At 40.8% G+C, this 15,882-nt stretch carries 14 protein-coding genes; 1 reads left to right on the top strand and 13 read right to left on the bottom strand.

The window, feature by feature from the left end; all coding sequences use genetic code 11:
* Positions 1-149: 149 nt before the first annotated feature.
* From argF to yutH, 10 genes are all read right to left on the bottom strand, one after another.
* Entirely contained in the window at positions 150-1,097 is a 948-nt protein-coding gene (gene argF / locus IHV10_RS16700; RefSeq protein ID WP_197132047.1) for an ornithine carbamoyltransferase, read from the bottom strand.
* Entirely contained in the window at positions 1,097-4,189 is a 3,093-nt protein-coding gene (locus IHV10_RS16705; protein ID WP_197132049.1) for a carbamoyl phosphate synthase large subunit, read from the bottom strand. Before IHV10_RS16705 ends, argF begins: the two co-directional genes overlap by 1 nt.
* Complete coding sequence (locus IHV10_RS16710; protein ID WP_197132051.1) at positions 4,182-5,234, bottom strand: carbamoyl phosphate synthase small subunit; 1,053 nt, start codon at positions 5,232-5,234, stop codon at positions 4,182-4,184. Before IHV10_RS16710 ends, IHV10_RS16705 begins: the two co-directional genes overlap by 8 nt.
* A gap of 80 nt (positions 5,235-5,314) precedes the next feature.
* Positions 5,315-6,469 (bottom strand): acetylornithine transaminase, encoded by a 1,155-nt coding sequence (locus IHV10_RS16715; protein ID WP_197132053.1) that lies wholly within the window; start codon positions 6,467-6,469, stop codon positions 5,315-5,317.
* A complete protein-coding gene (gene argB / locus IHV10_RS16720) occupies positions 6,466-7,209 on the bottom strand; it encodes an acetylglutamate kinase (protein WP_197132054.1) in 744 nt (247 codons plus the stop codon). The genes IHV10_RS16715 and argB overlap by 4 nt, the downstream gene beginning before the upstream one ends.
* 15 nt (positions 7,210-7,224) lie before the next feature.
* Positions 7,225-8,451 carry a bifunctional ornithine acetyltransferase/N-acetylglutamate synthase gene (gene argJ, locus IHV10_RS16725; protein ID WP_197132055.1) on the bottom strand — a complete coding sequence of 409 codons (1,227 nt, stop codon included), beginning with the start codon at positions 8,449-8,451 and terminating at the stop codon, positions 7,225-7,227.
* A 16-nt stretch (positions 8,452-8,467) separates the two neighbouring features.
* Positions 8,468-9,502 (bottom strand): N-acetyl-gamma-glutamyl-phosphate reductase, encoded by a 1,035-nt coding sequence (argC, locus tag IHV10_RS16730; RefSeq protein WP_197132056.1) that lies wholly within the window; start codon positions 9,500-9,502, stop codon positions 8,468-8,470.
* A 147-nt stretch (positions 9,503-9,649) separates the two neighbouring features.
* Positions 9,650-10,426 (bottom strand): SDR family oxidoreductase, encoded by a 777-nt coding sequence (locus IHV10_RS16735; RefSeq protein ID WP_197132057.1) that lies wholly within the window; start codon positions 10,424-10,426, stop codon positions 9,650-9,652.
* A gap of 11 nt (positions 10,427-10,437) precedes the next feature.
* Positions 10,438-11,403, bottom strand: coding sequence for a 2-hydroxyacid dehydrogenase (locus IHV10_RS16740; RefSeq protein WP_197132059.1), 966 nt, complete (start codon positions 11,401-11,403; stop codon positions 10,438-10,440).
* A gap of 361 nt (positions 11,404-11,764) precedes the next feature.
* Complete coding sequence (yutH, locus tag IHV10_RS16745) at positions 11,765-12,787, bottom strand: spore coat putative kinase YutH (RefSeq protein ID WP_197132061.1); 1,023 nt, start codon at positions 12,785-12,787, stop codon at positions 11,765-11,767.
* Positions 12,788-12,970: 183 nt separating this feature from the next.
* Between yutH and IHV10_RS16750 the strand changes: the two genes are divergently transcribed.
* Entirely contained in the window at positions 12,971-13,468 is a 498-nt protein-coding gene (locus IHV10_RS16750; protein WP_066397286.1) for a phosphatidylglycerophosphatase A family protein, read from the top strand.
* 327 nt (positions 13,469-13,795) lie between these two features.
* Here the strand turns inward: IHV10_RS16750 and IHV10_RS16755 are convergent, their stop codons facing one another.
* The 3 genes from IHV10_RS16755 to IHV10_RS16765 all read right to left on the bottom strand — a co-directional run bounded on the left by IHV10_RS16755 (position 13,796) and on the right by IHV10_RS16765 (position 15,809).
* Positions 13,796-14,563, bottom strand: a complete 768-nt coding sequence (locus IHV10_RS16755) for a TIGR01457 family HAD-type hydrolase (RefSeq protein ID WP_197132063.1) — start codon at positions 14,561-14,563, stop codon at positions 13,796-13,798.
* Positions 14,564-14,629: 66 nt separating this feature from the next.
* Entirely contained in the window at positions 14,630-15,286 is a 657-nt protein-coding gene (locus IHV10_RS16760; protein WP_231619599.1) for a helix-turn-helix transcriptional regulator, read from the bottom strand.
* An 82-nt stretch (positions 15,287-15,368) separates the two neighbouring features.
* On the bottom strand, positions 15,369-15,809 hold the full coding sequence (locus IHV10_RS16765) for a DUF86 domain-containing protein (protein WP_197132067.1): 441 nt from the start codon (positions 15,807-15,809) through the stop codon (positions 15,369-15,371).
* Between the last annotated feature and the right edge of the window lie 73 nt (positions 15,810-15,882).

Consider the following 15,882-nt stretch of genomic DNA (forward strand, 5'->3'; position numbering starts at 1 on the left):
GTGTAAGGGCGAGACTCCTGGGGGGGGATCAGCGGGACAGGTGAGACACTTAACAGCGCAGAGCGCTAGGTGGCTCACCGCATGCCCCCCCCGGAACGGGAGCACCTGAAACGGAAATCAACCACTCACTAATCTTCACTACATTATACTTAACTCATCAAACGTACAAGCAGTGCTTTTTGTGCGTGAAGACGGTTTTCGGCCTCGTGAAAAACAACAGAATGAGGACCATCAATAATCTCCGCTGTCACCTCTTCCTCTCGATGCGCAGGCAAACAATGCATGAAAATAAAATCACTCTTTGCATAGGACACAAGCTCTCGGTTCACTTGATAACCCTTAAAATGTTCGAGACGTTCCTCCACTTCCGCTTCTTGACCCATACTCGCCCAGACATCCGTGTAAATAACATCACTATTTTTAACACCAGCAACTGGTTCATGAGTTACCTCGATAACAGAGCCGTTTTGTTTCGCAACTTCCTTTGCATAAGAAACGATTTCTTCTTTCGGTTCGTAGTTTTCAGGTGAAATAATGGTGCAATCCATCCCCACTTTTGCAGCTCCAATCATTAAAGAGTGCGCTACATTGTTTCCGTCACCAATATAAGCCAGCTTTTTCCCTTTGAATGATCCTTTATATTCTAAAATCGTAAGAAGATCCGCTAGTATTTGACACGGATGAAAATCATCCGTAAGTCCGTTAATTACAGGAATAGATCCACTATGCGCAAGCTCTTCAACTGTGGATTGATGAAACGTACGAATCATTAGAGCATCTAAGTATCCGGACAATACTTTCGCTGTATCTGAGATCGATTCTCCTCTACCCATCTGAATATCACGAGTCGATAGATGGATCGCATGACCGCCGAGTTGCAGCATAGCAGCCTCGAACGAAACGCGAGTACGTGTAGATGATTTCTCGAAAATCATTCCTAAGATCTTTCCTTTTAATAAGGGTGGTGCAGATGGACCTTGTTTTTTTAAGTCTTTCGCAAGGTTCAATAATTCGATGATCTCAGATGTAGAATAATCCATAAGTGTTAGAAAATCTTTCTGAGTTCGCGTTTGTCGAAAAGGGTGTACGATTGACATCAGATCAGCACTTCCTTTCTCATTTTATTCGTGGTGCGTATCGCATTTAAATAAGCGTTAGATGTTTCTTTCCTTGTTAGTACATGGACTCTTTCTAATACGGCACGTTTAGCATTCTGGCTTTCGCTATCATTCGAAAAGTTTATATATATGACTTTGTTATCTGTTTTTAACCACTCATCAAATGTCAGATCATTTGCTGTAAGGACGGTATACCCACATTCCTCCCAGGCTTTTGAAGCAGCTTCATCAAGGATTCCTTCCACAAAAATACTTCCATGATCATTCCAGAGATCTGCTAATTGAAGGCTTGAGCCTTTCAAAGCTTTCACTAGAGCTCCATTAAAATCTGCATCCGTTCCAATCACTTCTCCGGTTGAGAGCATCATTGGATTTAACACCGGGGAAACACCAGGCAGTTTAATGGTTGAGAAAACAGGTGCTTTTACTGTAATCTCTGGTTGTCCGTTATGCTCTTGTTCAAGGTTCAGTGAATGTAATGAGTGACCTAGAAGCAATTGTGTTGCTTTCTGGACAAGGTTTACATTCGTGATTTTGCTCATGATCGGTGCTGTTCGAGATGCTCTTGGATTCACTTCAATGACATAAACACACTCATTCTGTATGGCAAATTGAACATTAAATAATCCTTTATATGATAAGTTTAGTGCTATCTTTTTAGAGTACGACTTTATTTGATCGATCACATGGTTAGATAAAGATTGCGGTGGTGTAACAGTCAAACTATCTCCTGAATGAACCCCGGTTCCTTCTAGATGTTCGAAAATACCTGGAATGAATAGTTCTGTACCATCACTTAAAACATCTACCTCCGCTTCTGTTCCTTCTAAGAATGTATCGATCAAAACGGGATAATTCACTTGTTCATGGTTCAGATAACTTGTTAGTTCGCTTTCAGAATAAAGAACCTTCATCCCGCTTCCACCAATCACGTATGATGGACGCAGAAGAATTGGAAACCCTAGTTTGCCTGCATATTCTTTGACTTCTTTTTCACTTAATGCCGAGAATCCAGGAACTTTAGGAATATTTAATGCATCTAAAAAATGATAAAAACGCTCTCTGTCTTCCATTTGGTCCACGGTATCTGCTGGACTTCCAAGAACAGAATATCCTGCCTCTTCTAACTCTTTAGCCAAATTGATTGATGTCTGGCCCCCAAATTGCAGAATGACATCTGATATTCCTTCAAACTCCAAAACATGATTGATGTCTTCAAAGGTTAGAGGCTCAAAATATAGAGAGTCAGATACTTCATAATCCGTGCTTACTGTCTCGGGATTATTGTTGATCAGTATCGCTTCATATCCACATGAATGAAGAGCTATAGCGCTGTGAACACAACAATAATCAAATTCAACGCCTTGCCCGATTCGTATAGGACCTGACCCGATAACGGCAACCTTCTTCTTAGTGTCAGGGATTCTATCGCTCTTCCCGCTCCAGCTGGAATAAAAATAAGTCGTTTTTGCTTCAAACTCTGCTGCACACGTATCCACCATCTTATATGTCGGCGTGATCCCCCACTCTATTCTCTTGTTGCGTACCTCTATTTCTGAAACAGACCAGATATTCGATAAGTATCGATCTGAAAAACCATATTTTTTTGCTAGTTGCAGTTGTTGTTTATCTACTTTTTCTAATCCCGTTTTTTGCAGCATATTGTCCATAGAGACCATCTCTTGAAATACCGATAAAAAATACGGTGTAATTTTAGTCAATTCATGAATTTTGTCTGAAGAAACTTCTCTTCGCAACAGTTCCATCACAACGAAAAAGCGGCGATCATCTGCTGATACGACTAGATCAAGAAGTGTATCCTCATCTAGTGCAAATAGTTCTTTCAAATACATGCCATTCGTTTTCAGCTCGAGTGAACGAATCGCCTTTTGAAAGGCAGAAGCCATGTTTCTCTCTAACGCCATCACTTCGCCTGTCGCTTTCATCTGTGTTCCGAGGTTTCGGTCTGCATGAGGAAACTTATCGAACGGCCATCTTGGCATTTTTACAGCTACATAATCTAACGCCGGTTCAAAACTCGCAAAGGTCGTTCCGGTTACTGGATTCTTCAATTCATGCAGGTTATACCCTAGGGCAAGTTTGGCAGCAATCTTTGCGATCGGATATCCGGTTGCTTTTGATGCTAAAGCAGATGACCTGCTCACACGCGGATTCACTTCGATCAAATAATACTGTGAGTTATCTGGATGAAGCGCGAACTGTATATTACATCCTCCTACGATTTCAAGCGCAGAAATAATGGTCAATGATGCTTTTCTTAATGACTGATACTCATCATCTGTTAGCGTCTGGCTAGGAGCTACTACTACAGAATCACCTGTATGAACACCAACAGGGTCAACGTTTTCCATGTTACACACCGTGATGCATGTTCCGTTCTTGTCACGCATCACTTCATATTCAATCTCTTTGTAGCCTGCAATACTTTTTTCAATCAGACATTGGTTGATCGGACTCGCCGAGAGACCTTGTTTGACTAGTGAGATCAGCATTTCTTTAGATGAAGCAATCCCGCCACCAAATCCTCCGAGCGTATATGCTGGTCTAACAATTACGGGATAACCCGTCACTTCAGCAAAATGGATCGCTTCATCTATTGACGTAACAATCTCACTTTCTGGTACAGGTTCTCCTAGATACTTCATCAATGACCGAAAAAGCTCACGGTCTTCTGCTTTTTGTATAGAGTCAATGTCTGTACCTAGAAGTCGAACTCCATATTTCGCTAATATCCCATTTTCATGAAGCTCCATTGCTAAGTTAAGTCCTGTTTGGCCACCAACTGTCGCTAGAAGTCCATCAGGTTTTTCCTTCAGAATAATCTGTTCGGCATATTCTACTGTTAATGGCTCAAAGTATATAACGTCTGCAAACGTGTTGTCCGTCATGATCGTAGCAGGATTGTTGTTGATCAGGACCACTTCGATCCCTTCTTCTTTTAATGCTTTACATGCTTGTGTTCCGGAATAGTCAAATTCTGCGGCCTGCCCGATTACGATCGGTCCTGATCCGATCACGAGCACTTTCTTGATGTCTTGTTGTTTAGGCATAACTTCTCACCTTCTCTGTATGTTGTACACTGTTTATAAAATTTTGAAAGATTTCTTTATGTTCGTTCGGACCCGGTGCTGCTTCTGGGTGGAATTGAACACTCGCAACGTTAAATGAACGATGCCACAATCCCTCAACACTTCCATCGTTCACATTTTCAAACCAGATGTTAAAGCCTGTTTCTGCTAAACTTTCTTTTTGAACGACATAGCTATGATTTTGAGAACTCATTGATACTTTACCCGTCTTCAAGTTCATAACCGGCTGATTCGCACCACGGTGACCAAATTTCAGCTTCTGTGTCTCACCACCGAATGATAAAGCCAGGATCTGATGACCAAGACAGATGCCTAATGTCGGATAGCGCATGGCCAGATTTTTATAACGATGAAAATAGTTAGAGAACCTCATAGGGTCACCAGAACCGTTTGAAAAAACTAAGCCATCAGGATTCAATTTTTCGATATCGTTTAACTCTTGATCAAAAGGAACAATTGTTACGCTACACCCTTCGTTAACAAGAGCTTCAGCAATCGACTTTTTATATCCGAAGTCGATCAATACTATATGTGTATCTCCTGAACCTGTCTTTTCCATTGATGTCGCTGGCCAATATTCTTCTAGACTAAAAGAATCAGGAGAGATACTTGGTACATGCATAACAGCAGGCAAAGATCCTTTTATGCGAATTTGTTGAATAAGAGATCTCGTATCTACATTCTTTAGTGCAGGGATTTGATATGCATTTAACAAGTCCACGATCGATTTGCGGCCTCCTTTTGCAGCAAATCCAAAGCAATCTGCCATAACTACTCCCGCTACTTGGATTTTTGCGGATTCCATACTCTTAGGATCAAATCCATAATTTCCGATGAAAGGATAAGAAAACACGACGATCTGTCCTTGATAGGAAGGATCAGTCAAAACTTGTTCGTATCCAGTCATCCCTGTATAAAATACAATTTCACCTGAACCATATTGGTTATCACTAATCCAGTCACCATCGAATGTATTACCGTTAGATAGTGTTATACAGCCTTTCATAATACGTTCCTCTCCTTGTATAAAACTTATATTTATTTGTATTTTTATTCATTTGTGTGTAAAAAAATAGCGCCTTTCATTTAGGTCACTGTTTCATACTTGTTGTTAAATGCTCTTTGAATCGTGTTTAGAGCGAGCGATAACTCTTCATCCGTAACGTTTAACGGAGGTAATAATCGAATAACGTGCTCGCCTGCAGGAACGGTTAATAAGCCCTGTTTCTCTATGTTTATTATGAGTTCTCCGGCGTTCTCACACTCAATTCCTATCAATAATCCTTCTCCTCTTATTTCTTTTACAGATGAAAATTTTATTAAGTGCTTCTCTAATTGCTCTTTAAAGTTCTTACCCTTACGATCAACCTCATTTAAGAATTCGTCATCAAAGATGATATTCAAAACACTTTGGCTGACTGCACAAGCAAGAGGATTACCTCCAAACGTCGTTCCATGACTTCCTGGTCCAAACGCTTCAGCTAGTTTTCTTTTACCTAGCATAGCCCCTATTGGAAAACCATTTCCTAGTCCTTTAGCAAGGGTAACGATATCTGGATCTAATCCGAAGTGTTCATAGGCATATCTTTTTCCCGTTCTGCCGATACCCGTTTGAACTTCATCTATAATCAGTAGAATATCGTTCTTCTCACAGATTTCTTGCACTTCCTTATAAAAATCTAAGTCAGCGATTTTGATACCGCCTTCTCCCTGGATGACTTCCATCATGATTGCAGCTGTGTCGTTGTCTGCTTGATTCTTCAGTTGCTCAATATCGTTCCATGGCAGGTGTATGAATGTTGACACGAGGGGTCCATACCCTTCTTTTATCTTCTGTTGACCAGTCGCCGACATAGAACCGAACGTTCGACCGTGAAATGAATCGTTAAACGTGATGATCTTATTTTTCTTTGTAAATTTCTTAGCCAGCTTGATTGCAGCTTCGTTTGCTTCCGCACCACTATTGCAAAAGAAAGCTAAATCCAAATGCGTGTGCTTTACAAGTGTAAGAGCGAGCTGCTCTTGCTGTTGGATTTCAAACAGATTGGAAGTATGCCAAATGCAATCGCTCTGTTTTTGAAGCGCTGCAACCACTTCAGGATGACAATGTCCTAGACTTGTAACAGCTATCCCGCTCGTGAAATCTAGATACTTTTTATTGTCTTGGTCATATACATAACTTCCGTTTCCTTTTTTAAGTTGTATCTGCTTTCTTTTATATGTTGGAAAAAGTGCACTCATGTGATCAATACCTCCTTAAGCAACTCTGTTCCTGACAAAGTTTGATCGGTGATTCGTACTTGCTTGATGTTTAAATCGAGACATTTTATAGCCGCTTCAACCTTTGGTACCATGCCTCCCTTTATGTGTCCTTCGACAATACTTGTAAAAATGTCAGCGATCGTTAAGCATTCCATCCACTCTCCAAGCACTGAAACACCAGGGGTATCTGTAACAAAACAGATCGACTCAGCAGATAAAGAAGCTGCTGTTTCTCCTGCCGCTGTGTCTGCGTTAATATTAACCGTTTCACCCGACTCTGTTACACCTAGAGAAGCAATGACTGGGACCTTGCCAGCATCTAACACGTTTTGGATAATCTTTGTATTTACTTTCTGTATACTTCCAACCCAACCATAATTCTCTTTATCTAAAAAATCACAAGTGAGTAAGGAATTCTCTGCTCCAGAAAGTCCTTGAGCTGATATGCCTTCGTTATCTAATCTCTCTACAAGATTTTTGTTGGTAATGTCCTTTAACGCTGTTTTCACATAGGAAAGTGATTCTGGGCTTGTTACTCGGATGCCATTCTTCATTTGTAACGGCAACCCCGATTCTGACAGCTTTTTATTGATTTCCGGCCCTCCTCCGTGAACGATAACGATCTTTTCACCTTGTTGAATCCTATTTTTTAAAACTTCAAAAAAAGCAGGTTGTAAGTTAGCTAGCGTACTTCCTCCAATTTTCACAACATGAAACACAACACTCGCCTCCATTTAGGTACGATAACTTGCATTAATCTGAACATAATCATACGTGAGATCACATCCCCACGCTCTTCCACTTCCAAAACCTTCTGATAGTTCGACTGAGATGTGAATTTCATGGCTTTTTAAATAGTTGCGAATTTTTTCCTCTGAAAATAGAACTGGCTCTCCATCTACTACGACTTCATGCTCACCAATCTGTATTTTTACAACGTCCGGATTAAACGAAACTCCGCTATATCCAGCTGCAGCAAGAATTCTGCCCCAGTTGGCATCGCAGCCAAACACAGCAGTCTTCACTAAGGGAGAACCTACTACCGTTTTTGCTATGATTCTCGCATCTTTATCGGATGCTGCTCCGCTAACTTGAACCTCAATCAGCTTGCTCGCACCTTCCCCATCTTTCGCAATAAGTTTGCCTAAATCTTCACAAACGAGTACGAGTGCATCTAAGAATAGTTCCCACTCAGGGTGGTCTTTGTTTAACTCTTCATTCTCACCCATTCCGTTTGCGAGCATGAGTACCATGTCGTTCGTCGATGTATCACCATCAACAGTAATACAGTTAAACGTACGTTCTACAGCAAATGACAAAGCCTCGTGGAGATCATCTTGTTGGACAGCCGCATCTGTCGTGATAAAGCCCAGCATCGTAGCCATATTGGGGTGTATCATCCCCGATCCTTTTGCCGTACCTGCAATCGTTATATTCTTATTATTAATTTTCAACGAGTAAGCTGTATTCTTGGAAACAGTATCTGTCGTTAAAATGGATTGAGCAAAATCAATCGAGCCTTTTAACTCAGAATCTAATACTAGGTTTTCAATACCCGTTGATATCTTATCCATCGGCAGATGTTCACCGATTACGCCAGTTGAGGCAACTCCAACATAGTGCGGAGGAATACCCAGCTTTTCGGCCGTCTGAATCTGCATGTGCCGAGCATCATTCAAGCCCCTTTTTCCTGTACACGCATTTGCATTTCCAGAGTTCACGATGATCGCTTGAAGCTTGCCTTCTTGAGAGATACTATTCTGAGTAACTTTTAGTGGTGCTGCCTGTACTTGGTTCGTTGTATAAACACCTGCCGCATTCGCCGGAGTAATACTATACAACAATCCTAAGTCGAGCTTTTTATGTTTCACACCACAATGAAGTCCGCTTGCATAAAATCCTTTTGGCGTCGCGATGTTGATACCTGTTACCTTTTGAATCGTTGCTTTTGTTGCCTGCATATACTGCCTCCTCTAGTTAAGGGAACATCGGCGAAGACTTTAATCCCTTAGTTTCTTCCATTCCGCACATCACATTCATATTTTGAACCGCTTGACCTGCAGCTCCTTTTAATAAATTATCAATACAAGAGATCACCGTGATACGGTTTGTACGCTCATCAACGGCAAACGTAACATCACAAAAATTGGATCCGTATACTTGTTTTGTAAACAGATTTGCTTTTTCATTATGAACCCTGACGAAGTATTCACTGTCGTAATAAGATTCATAGATTTCTTTTACAGATGAAGAGGTAACTGAATCTGTGAGTTCCGCATACATCGTAGTCATAATGCCTCTTGTCATTGGAACAAGGTGTGTATTGAATGTAATTTTCGTTTCCGTATCCGTACATGACTGTATCGTTTGCTCGATCTCTGGAATGTGCTGATGTTGATTGACCTTGTAGATGCCGAAGCTATCATTTACTTGTGCAAAATGCGTTGCTTTACCAGGCGTTGCACCCGCTCCAGAAATTCCGCTCTTTGCATCAATCACGAGTGAAGATGGATGGATCACGTTTTCTTTTAGTAATGGGAGAATACCTAGGAGAGCTGCGGTTGGATAACATCCTGGATTTGCGATCAGCTTCGCATTCTGTACCTCTTCTCTCTTCCATTCTGTTAATCCGTATACTGCATCATTCACGAGTGATTGTGGAGGAGGCTCTTTTTTGTACCACGCTCGATAGGTATCTGCATCTTTTAAACGAAAATCCCCTGCTAGATCAATGATCTTCAAGTTCTCATCGAGTAGCGAAGGAAGAAACTCTGATGAAACGCCGCTCGGTGCGGAGGAAAATACGAAATCTAGGCCATCGGTCGGCAGTTGTTTCAGTGATCTTAGCTTCTGATCATGAACATGAGACAGATGCTGAATTTCTTCTGAAAGCTCATTACCCGCTTTAGAGGATGAATAGAGAACAACTTCGGTAATCTCCGTATGTGCCGATAGCAGCCGGAAAAGTTCCATCCCACCATATCCGGTTACACCAATAATTCCTGCTCTCATTCCATCACTCCTTAAATAAGTTATGGTTCATTATAGGACTGTATAAAAATTAATTCAATAGTATATTTATAAATAATTTAATTTTAATAAAAAAACTGACTTTTTGGGTACACTTAGATACCACTAAAGCCAGTCTCAAAAATGTTTCTATTGTCTTAAGAATCCACCCTCTGAATGGATGATCTGTCCGGTTATCCACTCTGCTTCTGGTGTTGTTAAAAATGCGACTAACCTTGCCGCATCTTCTGGTTTTCCGATCCTTCCTCCAGGAAACTTAGGCAGAAGAATTTTTTCTAAATCCGGGTTGATCCAGCCCGTATCTGTTGGACCAGGGTTCACTGCATTAACAGTAATTCCTTTATGTCCGATTTCAGCAGCTAAAGATATCGTTAACGCGTCTACGGCTCCTTTTGTAGCAGCATAAGCCAATTCTCCAAGCATCGGACCTTTCGACTGGCCGGATGTTAGATGAACGATACTTCCTCTGTCCCCTGTAAAACGCTTGGCAAACTCTATACTAAAAAGAGTTGTTGCACGAATGTTGATTGCATAATGAGCATCTAAAATCTCACTTGTTGTATCTTCCCAGCTGTGATTTTGTGACATACAGGCGTTATTCACAAGTATGCTTGCTACTCCTAATTCACTTTCAACTTTATCTAGAAGTTTCGGAATGTCTTCTGCAGCACTAAGGTCAATTTCTTCATACAAAGATTTTACTCCGAAATTTTTTAGTTTCTCCACAAGCTGTTCTGGGTCATTTGTATGGTCACCTGTGTGCATGGTTGTGTCATATGTACCCCAAGTCGTAAAGAAAATATTAGCTCCTCTTTTTGCAAGCTCAACACAAACGGCTGCGCCAATTCCGTTTAAACGGCTTGCTCCCGTAACAATGGCTGTTTTACCTTCTAAAGAACGATACATCTTGTACCTCCTTATGTAACAGGCGTTTCTGCGCCTTTTCCATCCAATATATTGGTTATGTTTCTGCATGCAAGTTCAGCCATCTTCATTCTTGTTTCCACACTTGCACTTCCGATGTGAGGTAGGGCTACCACTTGTTTCATCGACAGAAGAGGATGATCGACTTCAATTGGCTCTTGCTGAAATACATCAAGCCCTGCACCCGCGATTTCCTGGTTATGTAATGCCTCAATAAGCGCAGATTCATCAACCGTCGCCCCTCTGCCTGCATTAATGAATATCGAGCTATTCTTCATACTCTGAAACGCTTCTTCATTAAACATTCCTTTTGTCTCAGATGTTAATGGTGCAAGAGAGACAACAAAATCTGATTGCTTTAAGAGCTCATGAAATTCTTTGTATTCTGCGCCGAGTAAGATTTCTGCATCGGGCTTACGATTTCGATTATGATATAAAATTTTCATATCAAAGCCTTTTGCTCGTCTCGCTACGGCTTCACCGATTCTTCCCATTCCAACAATACCGATTGTTTTATGATGAACATCTGCTCCAGCAAGCAATAGAGGTCCCCAGCTGTTCCACTTTCCTTCTTTCACATAATTTGCTGATTCAACGATTCTGCGCGCTGTTGCAAGAATTAGAGAAAATGCTAAATCCGCCGTAGAATCTGTTAATACATCTGGTGTATTACAAACCGTTATCCCTTTTTGTTTTGCGGCTTCGACATCGATGTTGTCATAGCCAACTGCTAGATTGGCAATTACTTTTACTGAAGATGCTTCATCAAGTAATTCGCTATCGATTTTGTCTGATAGCATCGTGAGCAGTCCATCAGCTTTTTTGATTTCGGTTAAAAGTACTTCACGTGGAACTGCCTTTTCTTCATGTGGCCACATATTGATCTCTGCAATTTGCTCTAGTTGACTAACCGTTTCTTTCGGTAATTTTCGTGTAATAAAAACATAAGGTTTTTGCATACGCTTTCACTCCCTGCTTGCTATTTTCTCATGGGAAAGTGAGAAAATAAAGAAATGGTACTTGTGAATGGTGGTTTTAATTACATTGTTGTCTTCGAAAGTAGGTTGATTTCCGCTCCAGGTTGCTCGCTTTCCATGGGGCGAACGGTGAGCCACTTGCCACTATGCGCCATTAAGTGTCTCCACCTGACCGCTCGTCCCATAGGAGTCGGCAACCTTGCGCTCCAATCAACTTGCAGATGAAGGGAAAAAGAACCTACACAAGCAATAATCTATTAGAAGATATGAAAAAGACCAACAAGTAACCAACAGAAAAAAGAGGTATAACTCAAAAATCTTACTTTTTGAGCTACCTCTTTCATTAGATCATGGGAACGAGCCAATCGACCATTGGAATATTTAACTCTTGAACCGGAAGACCGATCGATCTGTAAAAGCTTTTTAAGAAGTATTCATTTTGCTTTTCATACGAGATTAAGTCAGTAAAGCGGCGAACATACAGTTCTTTTCCAATATCTCTCTCATTATTATAATGTTCATCAACCGTATCAAAGTACTGTGAAGGAAAGAGGAGTCTGCCGTATAGAAGCCTCCAAGCCCCTTTAGATAATGGCTTTACTTTTTCATATTCGTCGATCAACTGCAATACTTCGTGACTTCTGAATTCTGGCTGATAGATCTTCTCCCTGATGCATTCTGCAAGGTCTCTCATCGGACTATCGATCACCCAGCCCACAGGCAGTTTCACAAAACTGTTAGACGTCCGAATCCATGACCGCTCACTGAATCGATCGTAACAAATTGCAGCAGAACCTATTCCTTTAGGTCCTCTCTCTAGTTGGTAATCCGTAATATATTGAATTGCATTTTCTGCCATTCCCTCATAATAAGGAAATGTAGTCAAAAATAATTGATCAAAATCGTTCTTTTGCTTTCTGGCTGATATTTCTGCATATCGGTTATGCATTTCATCCACACGATTGATCCATAATAACGGCCATTGTCCGTATGCGATTTGTTCAACGGGATAATACTGTTCAAGCCCTTTTCCTCGCTTATGAAATTCTGCTAGTTCAGAGCCCATTTCAATATTACGATTTTCCCCTTTTTTAAGCTCAACTTTAAAAATGATAACAGACTCACCATCTACATAAGCGCTAGGCATATTGGTGATCGTAGGCTGCAGAACAGGAATGTTCTCTTCTCCACGCTGCTGTAAATAATCACTGATATACATCATTTCTTGCAGTTTCTCATAAGACATTTGCTGCTGCGGTATCACGATGTATTGATTTCCTTTGCAATAGAAGGTCCGATAACCTGATTCAGATCTTCTGTCTTCACAAACTAGTTGATAATGATGAAATATATCTCTTTCAAACAAAGCCGATCCCCCCACCCCTTCAGCTTTCCAGCGGTCGATCTTTTCACACCACCGCATGATTGGATACAACATTGTATGCCCATATAGGCGAAGTGGTTAGTACTTTTTATAAATTCATAACTTTACTATGAAAACATATACTATACAAAGCTAAGGAGACTAACAGAGAAAAGGAGTACAAGGATGCCAAACAAAAAAGTGGAAAAAGTCGAAGAAACTGCTCGCAAACAGCTGAACGAACGGGGCGTTACGGTAAACGATATTGCTGAACTTGTTTATTTTCTCCAAGTCCCCTACCATCCTGATCTTAAAATGGATGTATGTAGAGAAAACGTTGAGAGAGTCATCGCAAAACGTGAAGTTCAGAATGCCATTCTTACAGGCATAGCGCTTGATGTATTAGCGGAACAGAAAAAACTTGAGCAGCCGCTTCAGGAAATATTGGCTCGCGACGAAAGTCTTTATGGGATCGATGAAGTGATCGCACTCTCAATCGTAAATATATATGGCTCGATCGGCTTTACCAACTATGGATTCATCGATAAACAAAAACCGGGTATTCTAGAAAAGCTTAATGATAAGTCTACAGGTATGGTTCACACTTTCTTAGATGACATAGTCGGTGCTATTGCAGCTGCAGCATCGAGCAGATTGGCACATCGTGCAGCAAATGAAGAATAAAAATAAGGCTTAAGAACAAGAGGATCCTCTTAGACTTAAGCCTTTTTTATTTTTTATTAACTGGTTGTTGCTACATAGTCTCCATCGGGAAAAGCAAGTACGCTGAAACAAAAAGCTGCATCAGTTCTTAACTATTAGTAAGTCATTCAGTTAACTTGGCTTCCTTGGCAAGTTGGTTGGAGTGCAAGGTGCGAGACTCCTGCGGGACAAGCGGTCAGGTGAGACCATTAAGGGCGCATAGCGGCAAGGGGCTCACCGCCTGCCCCGCGGAAAGCGAGCATCCTGAAACGGAAATCAACCACTTTTAAGAGCAACTTCGTAATTAGCTTAATTGATCTCCCACTCATCCAATCCGTTAACGGTATACGTTGGATGCACTTCAATTTCCTCAAGGTGTTTCTTAGTTGTGACTCCTGTGTGCACAAGCAGAGTATCTATCCCGGCACGAATACCAGCTAATATATCTGTTTGATAGTTGTCCCCGATCATGAGTGTTTCTTCTTTTTTCGTTCCCAGCGTTTCTAACGCCATCTCCATGATGATGGACTCAGGCTTACCGATAAACGTCGGTTCTGTTTGCGTAGAAACCGTAATGACAGAAGTTAGTGAGCCGTTTCCTGGCAGAAGTCCTCTTTCTGTTGGAAGTGCAATATCGCCATTTGTAGAGATAAAAGTTGCTCCGTTACGGACTGCTAGGCATGCTTTTGCTAATTTTTCGTATGTGATCGAGCGATCGATTCCGACCACAACATAGTCAGGGTTCTCTTCAACAAGTTGCAGTCCTTGCTCTTGAAGCGCTTCTCTTATTCCATCTTCACCGATACAATAGACAGTCGCATTTTTCTTTTGTTCTGCAATATAATTGGCAGTTGCCATGCTCGTCGTATACACATGCTCTGCTGAAGCTGGAATATCAAACCCTGCAAGCACATCTGCCACTTGCTTTTTTGTTTTAGAAGAATTATTGGTCACAAACAAATAGGGAAGATTTTTTTCGTTTAGTTTTTTAACAAAATCAACGGCCTCAATAATTCGTTCTGTCCCTCGATACATCGTTCCATCCAAGTCGATCAAGAATCCTTTATATGCCTTCATTATGCTCTCTCCTTTTATGTACCTTCTCATTTTACCCACTTCAAAAAAAAACACACCTGAAGCGATTTAGACTTCAGATGTTTGCTTTTCTTCTTTTATCACATAGCAACAATAATCTCCGCCTTTTGCCATGCACGTCTTTCGCTCAACGGCATCTGTTTGAAGCATGCGCTTAAACAGCGAAAGTTCACAAGAGCAGGCTTGCTGATATTCATTCGCTACCTTAGCTATCGGGCAATTGTACTCTGTTAATACGTAGGTTCCTGGATCTTCGCCTCTTTCCCAGTCCACCATATAACCCGCTTCATTTTGTATGTTCGACAGTTCATTTACTTTTTGCTCAAACTCTGTGAGTGTGTTCATTCGTTCTTTGTATCTATCCTGAAGACGATTTTCACGACGCTTAAACAATTCATCAATTGTTTCTGTGCCACTCACTTCTTCTATATCTTTTAAAAAATCTACGGTAAGTCCTGAATAGTTACGTGGAAATTGTTCGTCACCGCTTGCTGTAAGATGATAAAAATGAATTGGTCTTCCCATAGCCTGTCGCACAAGAGTCGTTTCAATCACATGGTCGCGCTCTAATGTGTTGAGATGACGACGAACCGCCATTTCGGTTATTCCTAGGGATTTCGCCATTTCCGTAACTGTCATCCTCTTATTTCTTTTTAAAAGATAGATGATTTCATCACGGGTTGAGGTGTGATTCTTCATGGTCATCACCATCCTTTGTCACCATTTTATCGTAAATAAGGGTAAACGTACATTTTTAAATATAAATGTATAAAAACTCTACTTATCCTTATTCAGGTAAAAATGCAGAAACTGGCCCCAACTCTTCCTCTAAATACCGTCTTACATGTATTGGGAATGCTGAAAGTTCTTTCTCTTTTGAAGCGATTGTATCGTATATGATTTTACTATCAGCCGAAGTGTAATCTTGAACAAGTGATTTACGAAGGTTCACCACTTCCTTTAGAGATAGTGCTTCATCATTTGGGATTACCTTTTCATCAATCAGGATATCAAGGATATCTTCAAAGCTTCCTGGATCGCGCATGATAAATCCATCAATGATCATATTTCCAACGTCCATCATCGATTCGATCAACATATGTCCGATTCTTTCCACCACAAGTGTTTCAAGCTTATTTTCTGGGGCTGCTACTTCCTTGAACGTATGGATTAACTCATTCATATACACTAAATGTTCATTGATTTTCTTTCGATCAACAAAATACATAGTCATCACCTTTTGTAAGTTTCTCAAGTAAAGTGTAACATAAAGTAAGAGCAATCATATGGACTCAAAATTT

Source organism: Fictibacillus sp. 5RED26, from assembly GCF_015903895.1.
Classification (GTDB): Bacteria; Bacillota; Bacilli; order Bacillales; family Fictibacillaceae; genus Fictibacillus; species Fictibacillus phosphorivorans.

Excerpts from the sequence above, each read along its gene's own strand:
- argF (WP_197132047.1), bottom strand. The coding sequence starts at position 1,097 with ATGTCAATCGTACACCCTTTTCGACAAACGCGAACTCAGAAAGATTTT.
- IHV10_RS16705 (WP_197132049.1), bottom strand. The coding sequence starts at position 4,189 with ATGCCTAAACAACAAGACATCAAGAAAGTGCTCGTGATCGGATCAGGA.
- IHV10_RS16710 (WP_197132051.1), bottom strand. The coding sequence starts at position 5,234 with ATGAAAGGCTGTATAACACTATCTAACGGTAATACATTCGATGGTGAC.
- IHV10_RS16715 (WP_197132053.1), bottom strand. The coding sequence starts at position 6,469 with ATGAGTGCACTTTTTCCAACATATAAAAGAAAGCAGATACAACTTAAA.
- argJ (WP_197132055.1), bottom strand. The coding sequence starts at position 8,451 with ATGCAGGCAACAAAAGCAACGATTCAAAAGGTAACAGGTATCAACATC.
- argC (WP_197132056.1), bottom strand. The coding sequence starts at position 9,502 with ATGAGAGCAGGAATTATTGGTGTAACCGGATATGGTGGGATGGAACTT.
- IHV10_RS16735 (WP_197132057.1), bottom strand. The coding sequence starts at position 10,426 with ATGTATCGTTCTTTAGAAGGTAAAACAGCCATTGTTACGGGAGCAAGC.
- IHV10_RS16740 (WP_197132059.1), bottom strand. The coding sequence starts at position 11,403 with ATGCAAAAACCTTATGTTTTTATTACACGAAAATTACCGAAAGAAACG.
- IHV10_RS16750 (WP_066397286.1), top strand. The coding sequence starts at position 12,971 with ATGCCAAACAAAAAAGTGGAAAAAGTCGAAGAAACTGCTCGCAAACAG.
- IHV10_RS16755 (WP_197132063.1), bottom strand. The coding sequence starts at position 14,563 with ATGAAGGCATATAAAGGATTCTTGATCGACTTGGATGGAACGATGTAT.
- IHV10_RS16760 (WP_231619599.1), bottom strand. The coding sequence starts at position 15,286 with ATGACCATGAAGAATCACACCTCAACCCGTGATGAAATCATCTATCTT.
- IHV10_RS16765 (WP_197132067.1), bottom strand. The coding sequence starts at position 15,809 with ATGTATTTTGTTGATCGAAAGAAAATCAATGAACATTTAGTGTATATG.